The 20000-nt window shown below is 63.7% G+C and carries 25 protein-coding genes; 8 read left to right on the forward strand and 17 right to left on the reverse strand.

Annotated features, from left to right (window positions below; translation table 11 throughout):
* Positions 1–15: 15 nt before the first annotated feature.
* Positions 16–570 carry an adenine phosphoribosyltransferase gene (locus tag E3T39_RS08355; RefSeq protein WP_241979603.1) on the reverse strand — a complete coding sequence of 185 codons (555 nt, stop codon included), beginning with the start codon at positions 568–570 and terminating at the stop codon, positions 16–18.
* Positions 571–613: 43 nt separating this feature from the next.
* Positions 614–1156: a MarR family winged helix-turn-helix transcriptional regulator gene (locus tag E3T39_RS08360; RefSeq protein ID WP_166784088.1), complete on the reverse strand. Its 543-nt coding sequence runs from the start codon at positions 1154–1156 to the stop codon at positions 614–616.
* A gap of 81 nt (positions 1157–1237) precedes the next feature.
* On the opposite strand from E3T39_RS08360, the gene idi reads away from it, so the two are divergent.
* From idi to E3T39_RS08400, 8 genes are read left to right on the forward strand one after another with little or no spacing between them, the layout of a single operon-like run.
* Entirely contained in the window at positions 1238–1777 is a 540-nt protein-coding gene (idi, locus tag E3T39_RS08365; RefSeq protein WP_241979604.1) for an isopentenyl-diphosphate Delta-isomerase, read from the forward strand.
* Positions 1770–2816 (forward strand): polyprenyl synthetase family protein, encoded by a 1047-nt coding sequence (locus E3T39_RS08370; protein WP_166784089.1) that lies wholly within the window; start codon positions 1770–1772, stop codon positions 2814–2816. The genes idi and E3T39_RS08370 overlap by 8 nt, the downstream gene beginning before the upstream one ends.
* 11 nt (positions 2817–2827) lie before the next feature.
* Positions 2828–3736, forward strand: coding sequence for a phytoene/squalene synthase family protein (locus tag E3T39_RS08375; RefSeq protein ID WP_241979605.1), 909 nt, complete (start codon positions 2828–2830; stop codon positions 3734–3736).
* A complete protein-coding gene (gene crtI, locus E3T39_RS08380; protein WP_134514331.1) occupies positions 3733–5334 on the forward strand; it encodes a phytoene desaturase family protein in 1602 nt (533 codons plus the stop codon). The genes E3T39_RS08375 and crtI overlap by 4 nt, the downstream gene beginning before the upstream one ends.
* Positions 5331–5654 carry a lycopene cyclase domain-containing protein gene (locus E3T39_RS08385; RefSeq protein ID WP_134514333.1) on the forward strand — a complete coding sequence of 108 codons (324 nt, stop codon included), beginning with the start codon at positions 5331–5333 and terminating at the stop codon, positions 5652–5654. The genes crtI and E3T39_RS08385 overlap by 4 nt, the downstream gene beginning before the upstream one ends.
* A complete protein-coding gene (locus tag E3T39_RS08390) occupies positions 5651–5971 on the forward strand; it encodes a lycopene cyclase domain-containing protein (protein WP_134514335.1) in 321 nt (106 codons plus the stop codon). The genes E3T39_RS08385 and E3T39_RS08390 overlap by 4 nt, the downstream gene beginning before the upstream one ends.
* Positions 5964–6863, forward strand: a complete 900-nt coding sequence (locus E3T39_RS08395) for a prenyltransferase (protein ID WP_134514337.1) — start codon at positions 5964–5966, stop codon at positions 6861–6863. Before E3T39_RS08390 ends, E3T39_RS08395 begins: the two co-directional genes overlap by 8 nt.
* A gap of 36 nt (positions 6864–6899) precedes the next feature.
* Positions 6900–7277 (forward strand): RNA-binding S4 domain-containing protein, encoded by a 378-nt coding sequence (locus tag E3T39_RS08400; protein WP_134504211.1) that lies wholly within the window; start codon positions 6900–6902, stop codon positions 7275–7277.
* 31 nt (positions 7278–7308) lie between these two features.
* Here E3T39_RS08400 and csrA read toward each other — a convergent pair whose 3' ends face one another.
* The 15 genes from csrA to E3T39_RS08475 all read right to left on the reverse strand — a co-directional run bounded on the left by csrA (position 7309) and on the right by E3T39_RS08475 (position 19997).
* Positions 7309–7620 (reverse strand): carbon storage regulator CsrA, encoded by a 312-nt coding sequence (csrA, locus tag E3T39_RS08405; protein ID WP_134514339.1) that lies wholly within the window; start codon positions 7618–7620, stop codon positions 7309–7311.
* Positions 7621–7629: 9 nt separating this feature from the next.
* Positions 7630–8637 carry a hypothetical protein gene (locus E3T39_RS08410; protein WP_134514341.1) on the reverse strand — a complete coding sequence of 336 codons (1008 nt, stop codon included), beginning with the start codon at positions 8635–8637 and terminating at the stop codon, positions 7630–7632.
* The gene (locus E3T39_RS08415) at positions 8612–10663 is read right to left on the reverse strand and encodes a flagellar biosynthesis protein FlhA (RefSeq protein ID WP_134514343.1); all 2052 of its coding nucleotides are present in this window, start codon (positions 10661–10663) and stop codon (positions 8612–8614) included. The genes E3T39_RS08410 and E3T39_RS08415 overlap by 26 nt, the downstream gene beginning before the upstream one ends.
* On the reverse strand, positions 10660–11805 hold the full coding sequence (locus E3T39_RS08420) for an EscU/YscU/HrcU family type III secretion system export apparatus switch protein (RefSeq protein WP_134514344.1): 1146 nt from the start codon (positions 11803–11805) through the stop codon (positions 10660–10662). Before E3T39_RS08420 ends, E3T39_RS08415 begins: the two co-directional genes overlap by 4 nt.
* A complete protein-coding gene (locus E3T39_RS08425) occupies positions 11806–12564 on the reverse strand; it encodes a flagellar biosynthetic protein FliR (RefSeq protein WP_134514346.1) in 759 nt (252 codons plus the stop codon).
* Between the two features lies 1 nt (position 12565).
* On the reverse strand, positions 12566–12841 hold the full coding sequence (fliQ, locus tag E3T39_RS08430; protein ID WP_134514348.1) for a flagellar biosynthesis protein FliQ: 276 nt from the start codon (positions 12839–12841) through the stop codon (positions 12566–12568).
* Entirely contained in the window at positions 12838–13689 is an 852-nt protein-coding gene (gene fliP / locus E3T39_RS08435) for a flagellar type III secretion system pore protein FliP (RefSeq protein ID WP_241979606.1), read from the reverse strand. Before fliP ends, fliQ begins: the two co-directional genes overlap by 4 nt.
* Positions 13686–14138, reverse strand: a complete 453-nt coding sequence (gene fliO / locus E3T39_RS08440) for a flagellar biosynthetic protein FliO (protein ID WP_134514350.1) — start codon at positions 14136–14138, stop codon at positions 13686–13688. Before fliO ends, fliP begins: the two co-directional genes overlap by 4 nt.
* Positions 14139–14846: a flagellar motor switch protein FliN gene (fliN, locus tag E3T39_RS08445; RefSeq protein ID WP_134514352.1), complete on the reverse strand. Its 708-nt coding sequence runs from the start codon at positions 14844–14846 to the stop codon at positions 14139–14141.
* The gene (locus E3T39_RS08450) at positions 14843–15754 is read right to left on the reverse strand and encodes a flagellar motor switch protein FliM (protein ID WP_174845108.1); all 912 of its coding nucleotides are present in this window, start codon (positions 15752–15754) and stop codon (positions 14843–14845) included. Before E3T39_RS08450 ends, fliN begins: the two co-directional genes overlap by 4 nt.
* Before the next feature lie 72 nt (positions 15755–15826).
* Entirely contained in the window at positions 15827–16684 is an 858-nt protein-coding gene (locus tag E3T39_RS08455; protein ID WP_174845109.1) for an OmpA/MotB family protein, read from the reverse strand.
* On the reverse strand, positions 16681–17559 hold the full coding sequence (locus E3T39_RS08460) for a motility protein A (protein WP_134514354.1): 879 nt from the start codon (positions 17557–17559) through the stop codon (positions 16681–16683). The genes E3T39_RS08455 and E3T39_RS08460 overlap by 4 nt, the downstream gene beginning before the upstream one ends.
* Positions 17559–17792: a flagellar FlbD family protein gene (locus E3T39_RS08465; RefSeq protein WP_104191923.1), complete on the reverse strand. Its 234-nt coding sequence runs from the start codon at positions 17790–17792 to the stop codon at positions 17559–17561. The genes E3T39_RS08460 and E3T39_RS08465 overlap by 1 nt, the downstream gene beginning before the upstream one ends.
* Positions 17793–18275: 483 nt before the next feature.
* Positions 18276–19472, reverse strand: a complete 1197-nt coding sequence (locus E3T39_RS08470; protein ID WP_134514355.1) for a flagellar hook protein FlgE — start codon at positions 19470–19472, stop codon at positions 18276–18278.
* A gap of 63 nt (positions 19473–19535) precedes the next feature.
* Positions 19536–19997, reverse strand: coding sequence for a flagellar hook capping FlgD N-terminal domain-containing protein (locus tag E3T39_RS08475; protein ID WP_420898153.1), 462 nt, complete (start codon positions 19995–19997; stop codon positions 19536–19538).
* Positions 19998–20000: the final 3 nt, after the last annotated feature.

Below are 20000 nucleotides of genomic sequence, written 5' to 3' on the forward strand. Positions count from 1 at the left end.
CATCGTCCGGTGCACCTAGATCGACATGATCGCGTGCACCGGCGCAGTGCCGAGCCGTTCGCGGCCGTGCAGGTCGGTGAGCTCAAGCACGACGCCGACACCGGTGAGGGTATAGCCGGCGCGCTCGATGAGGCGGCTCGTGGCCGCAATGGTGCCGCCGGTGGCGAGCACATCGTCGAGGATGAGCACGCGGGTACCGGCCGGAAGCTGCCCGACTTCGAGTTCGAGCCGGGCCGAGCCGTACTCCAGGTCGTATTCTTCAGTCAAGACGGTGCCGGGCAATTTGCCGCCTTTACGCACTGCCAGCACGGCCGCATTGGCCGCATAGCCGACGGCTGCGGCCAGGAGAAAGCCGCGTGCTTCGATGCCGGCCACGGCGTCGAACTGCCCGCGGTGCTGATCGGCGAGGTCATCGACGATCGCACGAAACGCTACGGCATCGGCAAAGACCGGGTTGAGGTCGCGAAACAAGATATTTGGCTGCGGAAAGTCAGGGTAGGAGGCCAGCAGAGCCTCGACGTGGGCGGCGGCCGATGACGCCGAAGCGTTGGGTGCAGAGATATGAGTCACTGATTTATCTTAAGCGGCACTGGTATCACCAACAGAACGGTCGTCAGGACTCAACTGGCTGCTCGACGGTGGTCACTTCGGAATGTGGCATGACGGCGATGGCGCTCATGGCGTCGAGAAAGTGCACCACGGCCGTCTGCTGGTCGGCCGTAAGTTCGAGGGCGACCTTCATCAGCTGCTCGTGGGTATCCGACAGCGCCCGTCGAATCTGGATGTGCGATGTCTCTGTAACGTACAACCTTTGGGCACGACCGTCGTCCGGATCCACCTCACGGCGGATGTGACCGGAGGCCGTGAGCCTGGAGAGGAGTTTCGCCGTGGCGGCCGACGAGATATTCAGGAATTCGCTGAGGTGTTTGGGGCTGGCAACCCGGTTATGGCGTTCGCAGGCGATGAGATGACGAAGGGCCATCAGGTCGGTTTCGTTGATGCGCATGTCGGCCTGGGCGCGATGACGCATCACCGCGTCAGCAACTCGAAACCGGCGTACGGCGCGCAAAACGTCCATCGCCGAAGAAACTCCAGCATTCTTGGGGTCGTACCAGTACGTCCCTGCTACCGGCGGGTTACTCTCATCGTGGGACATGTACCCATGGTAACGTGGACAGTCGCTAACCTGGTTAGTTATTCCTATCATGATCAGGTTGAACCGAGAAGGAGAGCCTACGTGCAGACTACAAACGCTCCTGATGAACACGTAATCCTTCTCGATGAGGAGGGTCGTCACATCGGCACCGCGCCAAAGTACAGCATGCACGGTGCGGACACCGTGCTCCACCTGGCGTTCTCCTGCTATGTCTTCAACCCGCTCGGCGCGGTGCTGGTCACCCGCCGCGCGCTGACTAAGACGGCGTGGCCGGGAGTGTGGACCAACTCGTTTTGTGGGCATCCGCTGCCCGCTGAACCGCTGACGCAGGCCGTCACCCGCCGGGCCAGCTTTGAGCTAGGGCTCGAGCTCGACACTCTTGACCTCGCACTCCCCCTGTTCCGCTACCGTGCCACCGACAGTGGCGGCATCGTCGAAAACGAAATCTGCCCGGTCTACCTCGCCACTACCCTGCAGGAGCCGACACCGAACCCCGACGAGGTCGCCGAATACGCCTGGACCCGCCCGGCGGACCTGTCCCGCGCGGTGACGGATGCCCCGTGGGCGTTCAGTCCCTGGATGGCGCTGCAGGTGCAGGAGCTGGAGGTTTTTCGTGCTTGACACGGTTGCGGAGGGCGTCGAGACCGAACTCACCCGTTTTTTTGCCGCGGCACGACTGCGTGCAAGTGACTACGGCGAACACTATGTTGCCCTCTGGGATTCTCTGGAGCAGGCCAGCAGCGGCGGGAAACGGGTACGGCCCGCCCTCGTGCTAGCGGCCTATGCCGGTTTCGGCGGGCGCGATCAGGCCCTCGTGTCACCGGTCGCGGTGAGCTTCGAACTGTTACACACGGCGTTCTTGATTCACGACGATGTGATCGACCGCGACCTGGCCCGGCGCGGAGTTGCCAACATCGCCGGCCGATTCAACGACCGCGCTCTAGCGCACGGAGTCGCCACCGACCAGGCCGGTGTCTGGGGCGCTGCTGCGGCCATTCTCGCCGGCGACCTCGCACTGAGTGAAGCGCATCGCGCGCTCGCGAAACTGCCGGTCGACGGGCCCACCCGGCTGCGGCTGCTCGACTTGCTCGATCGCGCGGTCTTCGTCTCGGCCGCCGGGGAGTTGGCCGACGTCACCAACAGCTCGGCGGGGCATCCGCTCACCGTGGCCGAGGTCATCGCCACGCTGGAGAACAAGACCGCCGTCTATTCCTTCGAAGCGCCATTACAGGCGGGGGCCGTGCTGGCCGGCGCGTCGGCCGAGGCGATTCGCCTGCTCGGGCACTACGGACGCCTCGTCGGGGTGGCGTTTCAGCTCACCGACGATCTGCTCGGCGTGTTTGGCGACCCCGTCAAGACCGGCAAGAGTGTCACCGCCGACCTGCGCGAGGGGAAACAGACCGCGCTGATCGCCCACGCCGGCGGCACCCAGAGCTGGTCGCTGATTGCGCCATACCTCGGCAAGATCGATCTCAGTGACGAGGAGGCCGAACGGGCGCGGGAGCACCTGCGGGCGTGCGGTGCGAAAGCGGTCGCTGAGGGGCTTGCCTACGACCATTCCCGTCTGGCGGTCGAAACGCTCAACCCGGCGATCATTCCCAGAGACCTGCGGGTGAGCCTGATCGAGCTGGCCGAGACCGCCGTGAATCGGGCCCGTTAGTGAGCCAGCGCATGACCCACCTGCCAACCGTGCCAGTTCGAATGCGCTCTGACACGAATCTAAACAAGTACGCGCAGACGGCGCAGGCCAGTTCGACGACGGTGATCGGACATTACTCCACATCGTTTGGACTCGCCGCTCGGCTGCTGACTGCCCAGGTGCGCACGCCCGTACGCACGATCTATGCCCTGGTCCGTATTGCCGACGAGATCGTCGACGGAGCTGCCGCGGAGGCAGGCGTCTCGGTTGCCGAACAGCGGCAGCTGCTCGACGAGCTCGAACTCGAGACCGAACGCGCGATCGTGCGCGGCTACAGCACCAATCTCGTGGTGCATGCTTTCGCCGCGACGGCCAGGCAGTGCGGCATCGACTCCAGCCTGATCTCACCCTTCTTCGCGTCGATGCGCCGCGATCTCGATCCGACCCCATTTAGCGCTGAAGGCGTCGCCGAGTACATTTACGGCTCTGCGGAAGTGATCGGGCTCATGTGCCTGCGCTGTTTCCTGCACTGGTCCCCGCGCGGCGCCACCGAACTGGGCGTGCTTGAAGATGGCGCACGCCATCTCGGTGCTGCCTTTCAGAAGATCAACTTTCTGCGCGACCTGTCGTGTGATCGCGAGATGCTCGGCCGCAACTATTTTCCGGGGATCGATCCGCTCAACCTCAGCGACGAGCAGAAGAACGTGATTCTGGACGACATCGACGACGATTTAGCCATTGCCAGCGCCGTTTTGCCGTTGTTGCCGCCCGGTTGCCGGCGGGCCGTGGCCGCGGCCCAGGGGCTGTTTACTCGGCTGTCCCGGCGGTTGCGGTCGACCCCGGCCGATCAGTTATTGCGCTCCCGCGTGCGGGTGCCAGATGGAGAAAAACTCATGATCGCACTCACCTCGAGCATCGGCCCCGGCGCGTGGAAGCGATGACACGCACCACCGTGATCGGCGGCGGTATCGCCGGTCTGGCCAGCGCCGCCCTGCTGGCCCGCGAAGGCCACGACGTCACGCTGCTGGAATCCCGGGCGGAACTCGGCGGGCGGGCCGGACTGTGGGAGGCCGAAGGATTCCGCTTCGACACCGGCCCATCGTGGTACCTGATGCCCGAGGTTTTCGAGCACTTCTACCGCCTGTTCGGCACGACCGCGGCAAAGCAGCTCGACCTCGTGAAACTGGATCCTGGCTACCGAGTGCTCTTTGAGGGCGATACCCAGCCGGTTGATATTCGCAGCGACCGCGCCGCGAACATCCGCTTGTTTGAGTCGATGCAACCGGGGGCAGGCCGGGCACTCGATCGCTACCTCGACTCGGCCACCGAAACCTACAACATGGCCGTGAAACGGTTTCTTTATTCGAGCTTCGAGTCGTTCCGGCCGTTTCTGGTACCCGACGTGCTGCGGCGCCTGGTGCGATTGGCTCGACTGCTGCTGCAGCCACTCGACAAGTTCATCGCCGGTTATGTGCGGGACCCGCGACTGCGTCAGATTCTTGGGTATCCGGCCGTTTTTCTGGGGTCGGCACCGAACCTGACACCGTCGATGTACCACTTGATGAGCCATCTCGACCTCGCTGACGGGGTGCTCTACCCCCAGGGCGGCTTCAGCACGCTGATCGAGAGCATCGCCGCAATCGCCCGCGCCGAAGGAGTTCGAATAATCACCGAAGCGCGAGTGAGCGCCATTCGGGTCAGCGCCGACAGGACGGTAAACGGAGTCAGCTACATCGACGCCTCTGGGCAGCCGCGAGACCTCGACGCCGACATCGTGGTGTCGTCAGCCGACCTGCACCATACCGAGACCAAACTTGTTCCCGCGAAGCTGCAGACCTATCCGGAGCGCTGGTGGGAGAAACGTAGGTCGGGGCCTGGTGCCGTGCTGGTCATGCTCGGCGTGCGCGGCCCACTCCCCCAGCTGCAGCACCACTCCCTGTTTTTCACGACCGACTGGGGAACGAACTTCGGACAGATATTCGGCAAGAAAACCTCCGTATCGTGCCCCGCCTCGCTCTACGTGTGCATGCCGAGCGCAACCGACCCCTCGGTCGCGCCCGCCGGCGACAGCAACCTGTTCGTGCTGGTGCCAGTACCGGCCGATGTGGCGCTCGGTGCTGGCGGCATCAACGGCGCCGGTTCGGCCACGATCGAGCTCATAGCGGATGCCGCCATCGCGCAGGTCGCCCAGTGGGCCGGCATCCCCGACCTCGCCGATCGCGTCACGGTGCGTCGCACGGTCGGCCCAGCCGACTTCGCTGACGACCTGAACAGCTGGAAGGGCGGCGCCCTTGGACCAGCGCACACCCTACGGCAAAGTGCCTTCCTGCGCGGAACGAACATGTCCAAGAAGATTGCGGGCCTGTACTACGCCGGCGGTACCACCATCCCCGGTATCGGCCTGCCGATGTGCCTGATCAGCGCGGAAATCCTGCTCAAACGGATTCGGCATGACACAACGACGGAACCGCTCGCCGAACCGCTGTCGGCACGCCACGCCGACGCGACCCCAGCGGAGTCTGCGCACAGGCGGTCGTGAGCGTTCTGTACCTGCTGGCGCTGCTCGTCGCGCTCGGAGGCATGACCGTGCTCGATTGGCACTTCCACCTCTTCTTCTGGCGCTCGCCCCTCCGGGCCACCCTCGTGCTCGGCATCGGGGTATTGTTCTTTCTGGTTTGGGACCTCGCCGGTATCGGCCTGGGCATTTTCTACCGGGGTGAGACCACGCTGATGACCGGCGTTCAGCTGGCGCCGGAACTGCCGCTCGAGGAATTCTTCTTTCTCACCTTTCTCTGCTATCTCACCATGAATCTCATGCAGGCGATCCGCCTCGTACTTGCGCGGCGGGCAGTGCAATGACGTACCTGTTGCTGAATGCGGTCTTTCTCGTCGTTGCCGCGCTGGTAGCCGTCGTGGCGGTGAAGCGCCGACTTATCTCGGCCCGTTTCGTCTCCGCCGTGGCTGATGCGCTTACGCTCACCCTGCTGCTCACGGCCGTGTTCGATAACCTGATGATTGCGGCTGGACTGTTCAGCTACGACCCGAAGCACATTTCAGGGCTGTTGATCGGCCTCGCCCCGATCGAAGATTTTGCCTACCCGGTGGCCGCGGCACTTCTGCTTCCGGCTCTGTGGGTGCTTTCGGGCGGTACCAGGTTAGGAAGAACGGATGACTGAGCAGGTCGGTACCACAGGGTGGAAGGCCCGGCAGGTCGTGCTGTCGTCGCGGCCGCTCAGCTGGATCAACACGGCTTTCCCCTTTGCCGCCGCGTATGTGGTGGCCACCGGGCGCTTCGACGCGCTGCTGATCGTGGGAACGCTGTTCTTTCTCATTCCCTACAACCTGCTCATGTACGGCATCAACGATGTCTTCGACTACGAGTCCGATCTGCGCAACCCGCGAAAGGGCGGCGCTGAGGGGGCGCTGTTGCACCCCGCTCTGCACCGAACGGTGATTGCCGCCGGGGTTGTTTCCTCCGTAATTGTGGGCGGGGCCATGGTCTTATTGGCGGGGGCTGGGCATCCGCTGTCGTGGGTCGTTCTCCCCCTGAGCCTGTTTGCGGTCGTGGCCTACTCGGTGCGCGGGCTGCGGTTCAAGGAACGGCCAGTTCTCGACTCGATCACCTCGAGCACCCACTTCGTCAGCCCCGCCGTGTACGGGCTCGTGGTGGCCGGCGCCACCGTAAACTTCGGGCTGCTCGCCCTGCTCGCGGCGTTCTTTCTGTGGGGCATGGCCAGCCACGCTTTCGGCGCGGTGCAAGACGTTGAACCCGACCGCCAGGCCGGAATCGCGTCGATCGCGACGGCTCTCGGTGCCTGGCCGACCGTGCGGCTCGCGATCACCTTCTGGGGTCTGGCGGGCCTGCTCATGCTCGCTACACCGTGGCCGGGGCCGCTCGCGGCGGTGCTGGCCGTTCCCTATATTCTGGCGGCGCTGCCGTTTTGGTCAATTAGCGATGAGCACTCGGAGAGCGCCAACCGAGGCTGGAAACGCTTTCTCTGGCTCAACTTCTTCACCGGTTTTCTCGTGACGATGCTGCTGATCGTCTGGGTGCGGCAGGGCGGCTGAACGTTCGCTTCAAGTACTTTCTATTACAGTGAATAGATGGAGCTAACGTCTGCCCGCGTCGACAGTTGGAGTTGGGGCGTGCGCCTGTTCAAAACCCGCTCGATGGCCACGACCGCCTGCCGTGCCGGACATGTGCGGGTGAACGGGGACAAGGCCAAGGCCGCGCAGGCCCTGCATATCGGCGATGAGGTGCGCGTGCGCTCGGACGGCTTCGACCGGGTGCTGATCGTGTCACGGCTCGTGGTCAAGCGGGTCGGGGCAGTTGTCGCTGCCGAATGCTACGTCGACAAGACTCCCCCGCCGCCGCCACGCGAAGAGGTAGCTCTGGTGCCGATGCGCGACCGCGGGGCCGGGCGGCCGACCAAACGTGAGCGCCGGGAGATTGATGAGCTGCGCGGGCACGTCAACGAGTGACGGATGCTGTAGCAGCGGTCGTTGGTACGGTTTAGTTCTCCGCAGGCGGGTTCGACAGCGGAGGTGTAGCGGTCTGCGGCTGGGGCTGGCTCAACTGGGCTGATTGCAGCGCGGCGAGAACTTCGAGCGACCGTTTGATTCGATCTTCGGCTGCGGTGTCGATCTGGCTCGCCGCGAGGTTTGCCTCGCTGACGGCGCGCACGACCTCGTCCCGCTGAATCTTCACGCCCCGTGGTGCGTCGATTCCGATGCGCACGCTGTCGCCGCGGGCGTCGAGCACGGTGATGACGATATCGTCACCGATGAGGATCTTTTCCCCCGGTTTGCGTGTCAGAACGAGCATCGTTCCAGCCTACCGTTCGCGCTCGTCCGCTCGGGAATGCGGCACGGCCGCGCGGCGGCCAGTCGGCGCCGCGGCCACCCGCCCATCCATCCACTCCACCGGCAGGCCCAGGTCGTCGACAGTGGCCGGTGAGGTCGTGAACTGGCGGCCGAGCGCAGCGACCGCGTGTACCCGAACACTGCTCTGCACCATGTTGACCCAGCGGATGGTGTCCTCGGTTTTTCGACTCGCGTCAACGACCACCCAAACCTGGTCTGCACCGATCTCGGTGAGCGCTGCCGCCCGCGCCAGCGCGTCAGAAGCGGGTTTGAGCCCGTAGGCGATGAAGGTGCTGTGGCCGATCTCCACGCCCTGGGCTCTGGCCAGCATAGCGCCGCGCCGGTCGTCGACCCGCTCAGTGCCGTCCTGCGGCAGGGTGCCGGAGGTGCGGAGTTCGCCCGCACCGGCCACGCGCAGCATCAGCCGCGCGATCGTGAGCGGGTCATCCTCGAGCCCGACGATCAAGACCAGGTCCCCCGGCCTCGTGAGCGGGGCCGGCACCGGAGGGAGAGCGGCTGTCGGCGCTGGTGCAGAACCGGGTACAGAAACGGGTGCCGAAGTCGGAGCTGCTGGTACTCCCGTGACCGGCTCAGGTCGCGAATCCGCAACGGCACCGCGGCCGGTGGCGAAGGTGAGTTCGTCCATGAGCCTGGCGAACCCGTCGGACGCCGTCGATAGCTGCGGAGAAGCCTGCGTGGGGTGCAGCCGGGATTCAGCCTCGTCGGCGTCGTCGAGCAGCGCCGCTATCCCCAGCCGAGCCGAAATATCGAGGCCGGTGTGCGCCGATTTTTTGCGCACTGCCGGTTCCGAAACCTCGACCGTGATCTCATAGTGCTGACGCGCGAAGTATCCGCGGATGCCGCCGACGGTGACCCGCTCCGCGGCGATGATGGTGGCATTGGCACCGTGCTCGGCGACGGCGCGTTCCTTCAACTCCCGCAGGGTTGGACCCTCAAGCAGAAATCGTTTCGGCTCCACGCACCACACCCACAGTCTCAATGGTCACATTCGCCGATGTTACTTCCTGATATGACAATACCGGCAGGCCACCGGTCTGCGTCGAAATGAGGCGACGGATAGCCGGTCGAAGCGCTGGTGCACACACCAGTACCGCGGTCTGCCCGCTCGCCTCGACCTTAGCCACCGAGGTGCGTACCGAGGCGAGTACGCTTTCCAGGCGCGCCGGATCCATCAGAATCTGCGTTCCCTGATCTGAGGGGCGCAGGCCCTCGAGCATGGATTGTTCCAGCGTGGGGTCGATCATGATCACACGCAGCAGCGTGCCATCGAGATACTGAGCTGTCAGTGCCGGACCGAGCGCCTGGCGAGCAGCTTCGACCAGCCCCTCAGCATCGTTGGACGCCTTAGCGCGCAAGGACAGTGCCTCGTAGATGCGCGGCAGGTCGTTGATTGGAATTTGCTCTACCAGCAGCCCCTGCAGCACCCGCTGAACCTCGGCGAGGGAGAGCAAGCCGGGAATGAGATCGTCGACGGCCGAAGGATTGACCTGTTTGACGCCATCCGTGAGCACCCGCACGTCTTCGCGAGTGAGCAGCCGGGCGGCGTTGGTGGTGATGATCGAGGAGAGGTGAGTGACCACGACCGAGACCCGGTCGATGACGGTGGCTCCGGTCATTTCGGCGCTGTGCCGCATTTCACTCGGCACCCATTTGCCGGCCAGGCCGAACACCGGTTCGATCGTGACCTGTCCTGGCAGGGTATCGAGAGCGTCGCCGAGGGCCAGCACCTTGCCGGCGGGGGCGAGGCCACGCCCGTATTCGACACCGGCAATGCGAATGACGTAGGTCGATGGTGGCAGATCGACGCTGTCGCGGGTGCGCACCGGCGGCACGACCACGCCGAGATCCATGGCGATTTTGCGACGGAGACCACGTACCCGGGCCAGCAGATCGTCGGAGGCACCGGAAACGAGGTCAACGAGGTCGGGCGAGAGCATAATCTCCAGCGCGTGCACGCGCATCTGCTCGATCAGGTCTTCGGTCGTGTCGGTTTTGGGAGCGGTCCTCTCCGAGGCCGTGGTGGCCGCGATACTCGCCTCCTTGGTGACCTCACCGGCCTTGATGCGTTGGGCGATGACCATCAGAGCCATCCCGACGATGAGGAACGGCAGTACCGGCATGCCCGGAATGAGCGCCATCAGCACAGCGGCCGCGCCGGCGATGGTCAAGGCATTCCGCGACTGCGTCAGCTGAGCGGATGCCGTCGAACCGATGTCGGTCTCCGCGTTCGAGCGCGTGACGATCATGCCGGTGGAGACGGCCATGAGGAGTGCCGGAATCTGGGTGACGAGGCCGTCGCCGATGGTCAGCAGCGCGTAGGTGTTGACCGCCTCGCCGATCTCCAGGCCCCGCTGCAGCATGCCGATGGCGATGCCGCCGATGATGTTGATGATGATGATGATCAGGCCGGCGATCGCGTCACCCTTGACGAACTTGGATGCACCGTCCATGGCGCCATAGAAGTCCGCTTCGGCCGATACCTCGGCGCGACGGTCCTTGGCCTCTGCGTCGGTGATCAAGCCGGCGTTGAGGTCGGCGTCGATGGCCATCTGCTTACCGGGCATGGCGTCGAGGGTGAATCGGGCACCGACCTCAGCCACACGCTCGGCACCCTTGGTGACGACAACGAACTGAATGACGACGAGAATCAGAAAGATGACCGCGCCGATAATGATCGAGCCGCCAACGGCGACGTGCCCGAAAGCCTCGATAACCTGACCGGCATAGCCCTCACCGAGAACCAGGCGAGTGGAGGCCACATTGAGGCCGAGACGAAAGAGCGTCGCCACGAGCAGCAACGACGGAAAAACCGAGAAGTCGAGCGGTTTCTTCACGAACATCGTGGTGAGCAGGGTGACCAGGCCCAGCATGATGTTCAGAATGATCAGAATGTCGAGCAGGCCGGCCGGAATGGGCACGACCAGCAGCAGGATGATGCCGACCACACCGACCGGAACGGCGAGCTTGATGAGATTGCGATTCACGAACGGCCTCCGGCAGTCTGCAGTGTTGATGTGGGTGTTGACGATGATGACGGCGCACCCGCCAGTGCGCTCATGGTGTGGGTTCCCGCCGTACTGCCCCGTTTCTGCAGGGCCATGACGAAGGCGAGCACCCTGGCAACGGCGCTATATAGTTCCGTGGGAATCTCGTCGCCGATCTCGCAAGCCGCGTGCAGTGCCCGTGCGAGCGGGACATCCTGCACAATCGGCACCTGGTCGGTCTCGGCCTGCACGCGAATACGGGCGGCCACATGACCGATTCCCTTGGCCACCACGCGCGGCGCGGATTTGCCCGGCTCGTATTTGAGGGCCACGGCCACGTGCGTCGGGTTGACCAGCACGACGTTGGCATCGGCGACCGAGGCGATCATGCGATTACGACTCATCATCAGCTGGCGGGAGCGGCGCTGCGATTTGATCAGCGGGTCGCCCTCTGCGGCCTTGTTCTCGTCTGTGACCTCCTTCTTCGTCATCATGGTTTTCTTGCGATTGCGTTTCATGATGACGAAGATGTCGGCGACGGCGAGCAGGAGGCCGGCCGCCACTGCTGCCTGAAGCAGTCCGGCCGTTCCGCTGCCGGCGGCACTGAGCAATTCCGAGACCGGTAGCCCTCCCGCAGTCAGTAACACCGGCATCAGTCCCTGAATCACCCAGTACAGGACGATCCCGACTGCGGCCGTTTTGGCGAGCACCTTGACGCCCTCCCACAGTGCCTGGGTGCCAAACACGCGTTTCATACCGGTGACGAGGTTGAACTGCTCGTACTTTCCGGTGAACTTCTTAAAGTGGATGCCGCCCTGCAACGCAGCACCGCCCAGCACGACCACGAGCACCACGACAAAAAACGGAGTCAGAATATCGGCGAGCGACGCCAACCCGTTGCCGAGGGCTTCGACCGCCACGCTCGGGTCCGGAGCACTGGCCAGGGTACCGATCAGATACATCTGGTCGGTACCTGCAGCGCCGGCCGCTGCGATGGTCGCCGGCAGCATGAGGCCGGCGGCGCCAACGCCGAGCCACGCCGTGACATCCTGAGATTTGGACAGCTCACCCTTTTCGCGCACCCTCTTCATGCGTTTCTGGGTCGCCGGCTCGGTCTTTTCACCGGAATCAGTTTCGGACAATTACCTCACCCCCATGAGTGCATCGAGGGCTTGCCCGGTGAGCGACGAGACGATGCGCGGCAGGGCCATGAAGACCGTCCCGGCGAGGATCAGCGTGATGAGAATTTTAAGCGGAAAGCCGAGGGCGAACGCGTTGAGCGCGGGGGCGACCCTGGTGAGGAGGCCGAGGCCGGCATCCGCTAAAAACAGCACGACGAGCAGGGGGCCGGCGATCTGCACGGCGGCGAGGAACATCTGGGTCGTGCCCGCGATAATGGCCTGCGCCGGCGCGGCGAGGTCCAGGCCAGAGCCAAGCGGGATGGCGGTGTAGCTGCGAAACAGGCCCCCGAGCACGAGCTGGTACGCACCGGAGGCAAACATCAGCGCGAGGGCGGTCATGTGAAACAGGCGGGTGAACTGGGCACCGTTGATCATGGACTGGGGGTCGAAGCCCTGCGCCATCTGGAATCCGCTGAACATGTCGATGAGACCACCGGCCGACTGCACTGCGGCAAAGACCAAAAAAACCAAAAAGCCCAGCGTGGCACCGACCAGAATTTCCAGAATCAGGGCGCCGACGAAGCCTGCGGTGTCTTGGGAGACGTAGTCGGCGGTGACCCGCGGCGATACGGCCAGGGCCAGTCCGATGGCGAGCATGGCTTTGATCCGTGCGGGGAATGCGCGATACGAGAACGGCGGCGCAATGACCAGAAAGGCGACCATGCGCACACCGGCGAGCATGACCGCTTCGATCCAGGCGAAATTGAGGGTGAACTCCACGTCAGCCGCCGCCGAGCAGGGAGGGAATCTTCTCGAACATCTGATTGGTGAATGCAATCGATTCGGCGATCATCCAGTGGCCGCAAATCAGTAGAGCCAAGGACACTGCCACGGCCTTGGGTACAAACGACAGCGTGACTTCCTGAATCTGCGTGATCGACTGCATCAGCGAGATGGCGAATCCCACCACGAGAGCGGTGATGAGAACAGGCGCCGACAGCTTGGCAGCGAGAATGAGCGCCTGCAGACCGATATCGAGCACCGCGTTGGTGTTCATGTGGCCATCTGATAACTGCCGATGAGGCTCGTGATGATGAGCCCCCAGCCGTCGACGAGCACAAACAGAAGAATCTTGAACGGCAGCGAGATCATCACCGGCGGCAGCATCATCATGCCCATCGACATCAGCGCCGCAGAGACGACGATGTCGATCACCAGGAATGGGATGAAGATGACAAAACCGATGATGAACGCGGCACGCAGTTCCGAGATCATGAACGCGGGAATGAGCGTCAGCAGGGTGACCTCATCGGGATTGTCCGGGTTCGGCTGATCGGCGGCCCGGGTCATCAGGGCCAGGTCTTCGCCGCGTGTGTTGGCGAGCATGAATTGCCGCAGCGGCTCCGAACCCAGACTCAGCGCGTCGGTGAAGTTCAGTGAACCGTCGAGGTACGGCTGCAATGCGATGTTGTTGATGTCGGTCAGCACGGGCGCCATGATGAACAGGGACAGAAAAAGAGCCAGTCCGGCGAGCACCTGGTTGGGCGGGATCGACGGGAGTGCGAGGGCGTTGCGGGTCATAGCGAGCACCACGAAGATCTTGGTAAAGCTCGTCATCATGAGCAGCAGCGCCGGTGCGACCGACAGCAGGGTAATGCCCAGCAGGGTGACGATTGCCGATGAGGGCGCACCGTTGGGACCATTAATGTCTACAGTGAGGCCGCCACCACCGGGGTCAGTCGGGTCGGTCGGATCGGTCGGAGGCGTCGGGTCGATCGGCATGGCGTGGCCGGCCGTAGCTCCCAGCCAGAGCAGCACCGTCGTGGTCAATACGATTAAAACGATGAACAGGCCGATGCGCGCAAAACGGGCCCGGGTGCCGAACCGATACGGCGGAGTATTCACCGGCCCTGCCGAAGGAGTGCGGCGGTCTGGCGCCACGTCGACGGCGACAGGATCGACCCGGCTAGCGGGGCGGAGGGCGTTACGCGAGTCGCGTCATCCGCTTCAGCCGCGGCCAGGGAACGGGCGAACGCCGTCGCTGGTGCCGATTGCGACCCGCCCAGCACCGAAATGGCGGCGTCGAGGGTCGAAACCGTCGTCGGCACCAGGCACTTCTCATGCAGCACGGTCACGGCCTGCTCGGTGACGCCGAGAACGAGGCGCGTTCCATCGACCTCGACGACGACAACGGATGCCTTCTGCCCGATGGGCTGACGGCCAACGACGGTCACCGGGTTGGCCACACCCAACGCGCGCGTTGCCCGTGACAGGCGTCGCTGCAGGTACCAGAGCAGTGCCAGAACCACGCCCAGTGACAGGACGACGCGCACCGCAACAATAAGGGTGTCCACTTACGACAGGCCATCCGCTACATCGAGAATCTGGGTGATGCGCACGGCGTAATCCTGGTCGACGACGACGATTTCGCCGTGGGCAATCAATCGACCGTTCAGGAGAATATCGGCCGGGGCTCCCGCCGAGCGATCCAGCTCGATGACGGCACCCGGTTTGAGCGACAAGACGTCACGCACGGACATGCGGGTGCGCCCGATTTCGACCGTCAACGACATCTCGACGTTGCTGATGCGCCCGAGGTTGCCCAGTGCTGTGCGCTCTGGCGCCGATCCTGGTCCGCCAACAACTCCGTTCTGCCGCAGCCGAATGGCAAACCAACCGGTCACGACCCCGCCCGCGCTCAGTTCAAAAACCTCGGTCTCTTCGGCGGCGAACAGCGCTGAGGCGTCTTCGACCCGGGAATCGCCGAGCACGCCGATTCCGAGCACTCCGGAGGCGCTCTCCAGGGCCGGACGCAGAACGTCCTGGCTGGAGACGAGCTGCGAGTTCGCCCCTGCAGCGGCATCGAGCGACGCGGAATCGGTGAGTACAACGGCCAGGTCCGCGGATGTCGTACCCACAAACGAGGCCACAACGGCCGAACCGATACGCGATGTCAATTCGGCGCTGCCGAGGTGCGGCAGTGCCTGTAGCGGCACCGTCGTGGGCAACACGCGGATGAGCGCGTCGACGGCGACTTCGGGAATAGATCGGGTAGAAATCATTGGGTTGTTTCCTCGGTATCAGTGACGATGCAGGCCAGCCGGGAACCGTTGGCTCCGACGGCCGCGCGGGCCAGCGACTGGCCGTCAACGGTCAGATTGAGCGGACGATGCTGGGGATGCGGAATGTGCAGAACATCGCCGACCGCCAGGGACAGAATGCGACTGGGCAGTACGTGGGCGGTCTCGAGTCGAAGCGATACATCAACCGGTACGGCCGCGATCTGTGCCTGCAGAAATTCGGCAGCGTTCGACATGGTGCTCGTGGGGTTTGCTTCGCCGAGTTGCGGCATCAGGGCCGCAGCGGGAATCGCCACCGTCGCTGTGGCGGTGACCTTTTCCACTCGAATTGCGAAGGTCGCAACCACCATGAGGTCGCCGGTTGCCGCCGCCTGGGCGAACTGGGAGTTGTACTGGATGGCCTCGACGCCCATTTCGTCGACGATCAATGACCCAAAGGAATAACGCAGGTCTTCGAGGCTTTCCGAAATCAGCTTGCGAATCAGGGCCAGCTCTATCTGGGTGAAGTTGCGTTCAACGAGCACCGGGATGCTGCTGCTGCCGCCGAGCATGTGGTTCACCCAGGTGAGTGCCGACGTGGTCGGAAACTGAATGACCGCGCGGGCTTCCAGGCCGGCGACCGTGCACAGCACCATGGCCGTTTTCGGCGGTAGCGAACCCGCGTACTCGTCGTAGGTGGCCATGAGTACCTGCTCGCAGGTCACCATGCACAGCACGCGTACGCGTGCGGTCAGCTGGGTGCCCCACTGCCGCGCAAAAGTCTCAAAGGCCAGTTCCAAAACGCGGGAGTGTTCACGAGCCAGGGTGGTGGGCCGCCGAAAGTCGTACAGCTCAACACTTCTTGCCGCTTTAACGAGCGCGCTGTTGCCGACCTGATCCTGGACTGTCACGTTGGGACTATCGACCGACGCGGTCGAAAGGTAAGAAGTCTCAGCTAGCGGATGCGCCGCATCGGTTCACGGTCAATTCTCGGCCACGACTCCGGGAATGAGTGCTCGCACGCTGTCCGGCTGGTCTGAGAGCAGCACGATGTCGACCCGGCGGTTCTGCGCCATGTCCGCAAGTGTGGATCCGGTGTTCGCCGGCTGAGCCGACCCAAAAGCGACTGCGGAGATCAGGTCTCCGGCGACGCCGCCCTGCTCCACCAGGCGACGCAACACCTGGGTAGCCCGGCTGGCCGACAATTCCCAGTCGGTGGGGAAGGTGGCGGACTGGCCGTGTTTGTCCGCGTGCCCTTCCACCGAAATTTTCTGCGCGGTGGCCACGAGGGCCGGTGCTGCGGCATCGAGCACCGTGATCGCAGCCACCGTGAGCTGGGCGCTGTCCGGTGCGAAGAATGTTTCACTCCCGACCAGCCCCAGGGTCAGACCACGGTCGGTGATGTGAAATTCCACGAGATCGGCTACCCCGGCTGCGGTCAGGTTACCCGTGACAGCAATCTCAAGCTGATCAAGCTTCGCGACCTCCCGCGCGGCCGCTTCGGCGTTTGCCGTTGCCAGGGCGGTCGCGTCGGCCGGATCGAGAGCATCCGCTGAGTGCGTGACTTCCGTGGGCGATTCGCCCTCGTTATCGATAAGGTCAGCCGGAACAACGACTCCCTCCGCGGTGTCGACCTTGCCGGCATCCACCGCTCCGAAACCGGTGGCCAGGGAGTTGGCCAGCTGCTCGTACTTGTCCTGGTCGACGGTCGACATGGCGAACAGCACGATGAACATACACATCAACACGGTAACCATGTCCATGTAGGAAGCCATCCACCGTTCGTCGGGGTGAACGTCCTCCTCTTCCACCATTTTGCGGCGCTTGGCCCGCACACTCATGCTGCTTCGGGAAGGTCTTTATCCTTCCCCTTACCCTTGCCACTGGTCTTAGTTTTGGTCTTGGTCTTGGCGGCTGCCCCGGCGGTATCCGCTGCGCCGTCTTTGCCCTTGGCACCGACTTTCGGCAGCAGCTCAGCGGGAACCATGGCGCGCAGGCGTTCTCCGAGGAGGCGTGGCTGACTGCCGGCCTGCACGGCCAGGGCGCCTTCCAAGACCAGAGTCATACGGTCGGCTTCGAGGTCGGCCAGGCGGCGCAGGCGTGAGCCGAGCGGTAGCCAGATGAAGTTGGCCGAGAGCAGGCCCCAGAGAGTTGCGACGAAGGCGGCCGCGATCATCGGTCCCAGTGTCGCGGGCGTGTCCAGGTTTTCGAGAACGTGGGTCAACGATACGACCGTGCCGATGATGCCCACCGTCGGGGCGTACCCGCCGAGACCGGTGAAAAATTTGGCGGCATTTCGATTCGATCGAGCCGCTGTCGCGATCTCGTCCTCGAGGAGCATCCTCAGTTCATCTCCGTCTGTACCGTCGGCGATGTTTTGCAGGGCGCCGCGCAGAAACGGATCCTTGACGTTGTCGGCGGCCTGATCAAGCGCGAGCAGGCCGGAACTCCGGGCGGTTTCGGCAAGTCCGACGACCTGGTCGATAACGGACTGCGGCGGCGTGGTCTTGCCGAGGAACGCTCCAGGGACTGCCTTGAAAGCAGACGTGAAGTCCTTGATCGTGCCGCCCGCGAGGCCGACCGCAATGGTCGCGCCGAAGACCAGAATCATGGGCGCTGGCAGCAGGATAGACATGACGGAGGAATGTTCGATGGTGATCATGGCCACGAGGGCACCGAAGGCGAGTACCAGGCCGATCAGAGTTGCGGGATCCACTAGAGCTTCCTGGGGCCTCGTGGCAGGTCCCCGGCGCTCGGGTCGTAGGCGAGCGCGATGACGTGGGCACGGTAGCTGGCGATTTTCTCGATGACGTCTTCCATGGACTCGGTGACGATGAAGTTGGCGCCGTCGACCATGACGAGTGTTGTATCCGGGTTCGCGTGGATGCGCTCGATCAGATCCGGGTTAATCGCAAAGTGACTGTCATTCAGCCGCGTAAGTACGATCATGTGCTCATCCTGTCTCGAACGACTCGAGGGAGGCGTCATTGTGTACCATCGGCCGCCGAGCGGCTCATGTTAGCTAGCTCAACGGCGCTCACTAGACAATTTTGAGGGGTTGTCTGTCCTTGCAACCAGCCGAAGTCGTCTACTGAGCGCGGCGGAGCCATCCGCGACGCATCAGGGTTGCGCTCGATGCGTGCTACCAGTTCGCGCTCGTGACGCAGATCCTCCGCATTGACCCGGGTGACGTGCAGCCCCTCGGACTCCATGTCGGCCGTGCGCGTGAGGTCGCGGCGCCACTGGCGCTGATCGGTGCAGTGGTGGTCGCCCTTCTATTCGAGCAGCTCACCGTAATCCTAGAAGTAGTTCACGCCATCAGGATGACGCATCCCGCGCATCCCCGGAAAGTTATGCACAGCCCAAACTCAGTAGACAAGATTGTGGGGTCCGGAAGTTTTGGGACCCCATAAACGTGTCTACTGAGCGCGATTACCGCTTCAGGTTGGTGAGCTCCTGCAAGACCTCGTCTGAGGTGGTGATGATTCGGGCGTTGGCCTGGAAGCCGCGCTGGGCGACGATCAGGTTGGTGAATTCCTGCGACAGGTCGACGTTGGACATTTCGAGCGCGCCGCTGGTCAGCGAGCCGAGGCTGCCGGTGCCGGCGGTTCCGAGTTCGGCGCCACCGGAGTTGAAGGTGGCGCGGTAGGCGGAGGAGCCGGCCTTTTCGAGCCCGCCCGGGTTGACGAAGGTGGCGAGGGCGATGCGGCCGATGGCCTGCTGCTGACCGTTGCTGAACAGGCCGACGAGGGTTCCGTCGGCACCAAGCGTGTAGCTGTTGAGCGTGCCGGCCGCGTTGCCATCGTCGGTGTTACCGGCAACGGTGGCGAGACCGGCGAAGCCCTTGAGGTCGTTCAAGTTCATGGTGATCTTATCGACCACAAAACCAGTGACATCTCCGAAGTCGCCCGTCGGCGTTCCGTCTGCTGCGGTCTCTGCGGTGAGCTGCACGGCGTCAGCCGGGTCGCCACCGGTTTGGCCAACGGTCCAGCCATCCGGCGTTGCCGTACGCGTGAAATCCAGTGACACCGTGCGCAAGTTTCCCAGGTCATCGAAGACATCAACGTTGCGTGTGAGGATGGTGCCGTCTGCCGCATCCGACGGCAGGTTGCCGCTGAAGGTCGCGGCGGTCGAAGCGGATGCCGGCACGATCGCGCCAACCGGCAGAGTCATGTTTCCGGTGGCTCCGCCAGCGTTGACGACGCCGTTGGTTGCGCCCCAACCCTGCACGATTGCGCCGTCGGGCGAGACCAGTCGGCCGGCCGAGTCGAAATTGAAAGAACCGGCACGGGTGTAAAGGATTTCGTCGCCGAGCGACGTCACGAAGAAGCCGTCGCCGTTGATCATGAAGTCGGTGGTCTTGCCGGTCGCCTGCGAGGAGCCCTGGGCGAAGTTCGTGGAGATTCCGGCGACCTGCACACCGAGGCCGACCTGGGCCGGGTTGGTACCACCGGTGGTGGCCGTGGCGCCGCCGGCGGCCTCGGTGAGCTGCGACAGGGTGTCTTGAAACTGAGCGGCGGACGCCTTGAACGCCGTCGTATTCACATTGGCGATGTTGTTACCGGTCACGTCGAGCATGGTCTGGTGTGAACGAAGGCCAGAGATACCGGAGTAGAGAGAACGAAGCATGGGGTGCTGCCTTTCAGGAAAGAATTATGCGGTGCAGTTGGTGGGTCGAGGAAAAACCTCGGATCAGGCCGCGGTCGTCGCCTCCGCGGCGTCTGCGGCAACGGCGCTGGTCACGCCGGAAATAACATCGAGGGCCACCGGTTCACCGTTGACGGTGACCGTGGGCACGGGGCCGGCGAACGAGACCGACGACACGAGCCCCGTGATTTCGACGCCGTCGGCGTCGGTATAGGTGACCGTCTCCCCCACCAGGGCTGCCGCCGAGGTTCGCATCTGGAGGGAAAAGCCCTCCTCGCTTGCCGTGGCCATTTCGGTGAGCTTTTCCATCATGGCGAGCTGGGTGGTCTGGGCGATCATCTCGTTGGTATCCATCGGAGCGCTGGGATCCTGGTTTTGCAACTGCGTCACCAGCAACGACATGAATACCTCCGAGTCCATGGACTGGTTGGGGGTGCGCGTCGTGGTCGTGGACGAGTACATTCCGGTCGGAGCGGCGGCAGTAGCTGCCATGGCGTCGATTGTCACGGT

This window comes from Cryobacterium suzukii (assembly GCF_004403185.1).
GTDB classification, from domain to species: Bacteria; Actinomycetota; Actinomycetes; order Actinomycetales; family Microbacteriaceae; genus Cryobacterium; species Cryobacterium suzukii.

What these genes read in the sequence shown, in the direction of transcription:
- E3T39_RS08395 (WP_134514337.1), top strand. Translation starts at nt 5,964, where the DNA reads ATGACTGAGCAGGTCGGTACCACAGGGTGGAAGGCCCGGCAGGTCGTG.
- fliN (WP_134514352.1), bottom strand. Translation starts at nt 14,846, where the DNA reads ATGATTTCTACCCGATCTATTCCCGAAGTCGCCGTCGACGCGCTCATC.
- E3T39_RS08400 (WP_134504211.1), top strand. Translation starts at nt 6,900, where the DNA reads ATGGAGCTAACGTCTGCCCGCGTCGACAGTTGGAGTTGGGGCGTGCGC.
- E3T39_RS08470 (WP_134514355.1), bottom strand. Translation starts at nt 19,472, where the DNA reads ATGCTTCGTTCTCTCTACTCCGGTATCTCTGGCCTTCGTTCACACCAG.
- E3T39_RS08360 (WP_166784088.1), bottom strand. Translation starts at nt 1,156, where the DNA reads ATGTCCCACGATGAGAGTAACCCGCCGGTAGCAGGGACGTACTGGTAC.
- E3T39_RS08465 (WP_104191923.1), bottom strand. Translation starts at nt 17,792, where the DNA reads ATGATCGTACTTACGCGGCTGAATGACAGTCACTTTGCGATTAACCCG.
- csrA (WP_134514339.1), bottom strand. Translation starts at nt 7,620, where the DNA reads ATGCTCGTTCTGACACGCAAACCGGGGGAAAAGATCCTCATCGGTGAC.
- E3T39_RS08390 (WP_134514335.1), top strand. Translation starts at nt 5,651, where the DNA reads ATGACGTACCTGTTGCTGAATGCGGTCTTTCTCGTCGTTGCCGCGCTG.
- crtI (WP_134514331.1), top strand. Translation starts at nt 3,733, where the DNA reads ATGACACGCACCACCGTGATCGGCGGCGGTATCGCCGGTCTGGCCAGC.
- E3T39_RS08375 (WP_241979605.1), top strand. Translation starts at nt 2,828, where the DNA reads ATGACCCACCTGCCAACCGTGCCAGTTCGAATGCGCTCTGACACGAAT.
- E3T39_RS08455 (WP_174845109.1), bottom strand. Translation starts at nt 16,684, where the DNA reads ATGAGTGTGCGGGCCAAGCGCCGCAAAATGGTGGAAGAGGAGGACGTT.
- fliQ (WP_134514348.1), bottom strand. Translation starts at nt 12,841, where the DNA reads ATGAACACCAACGCGGTGCTCGATATCGGTCTGCAGGCGCTCATTCTC.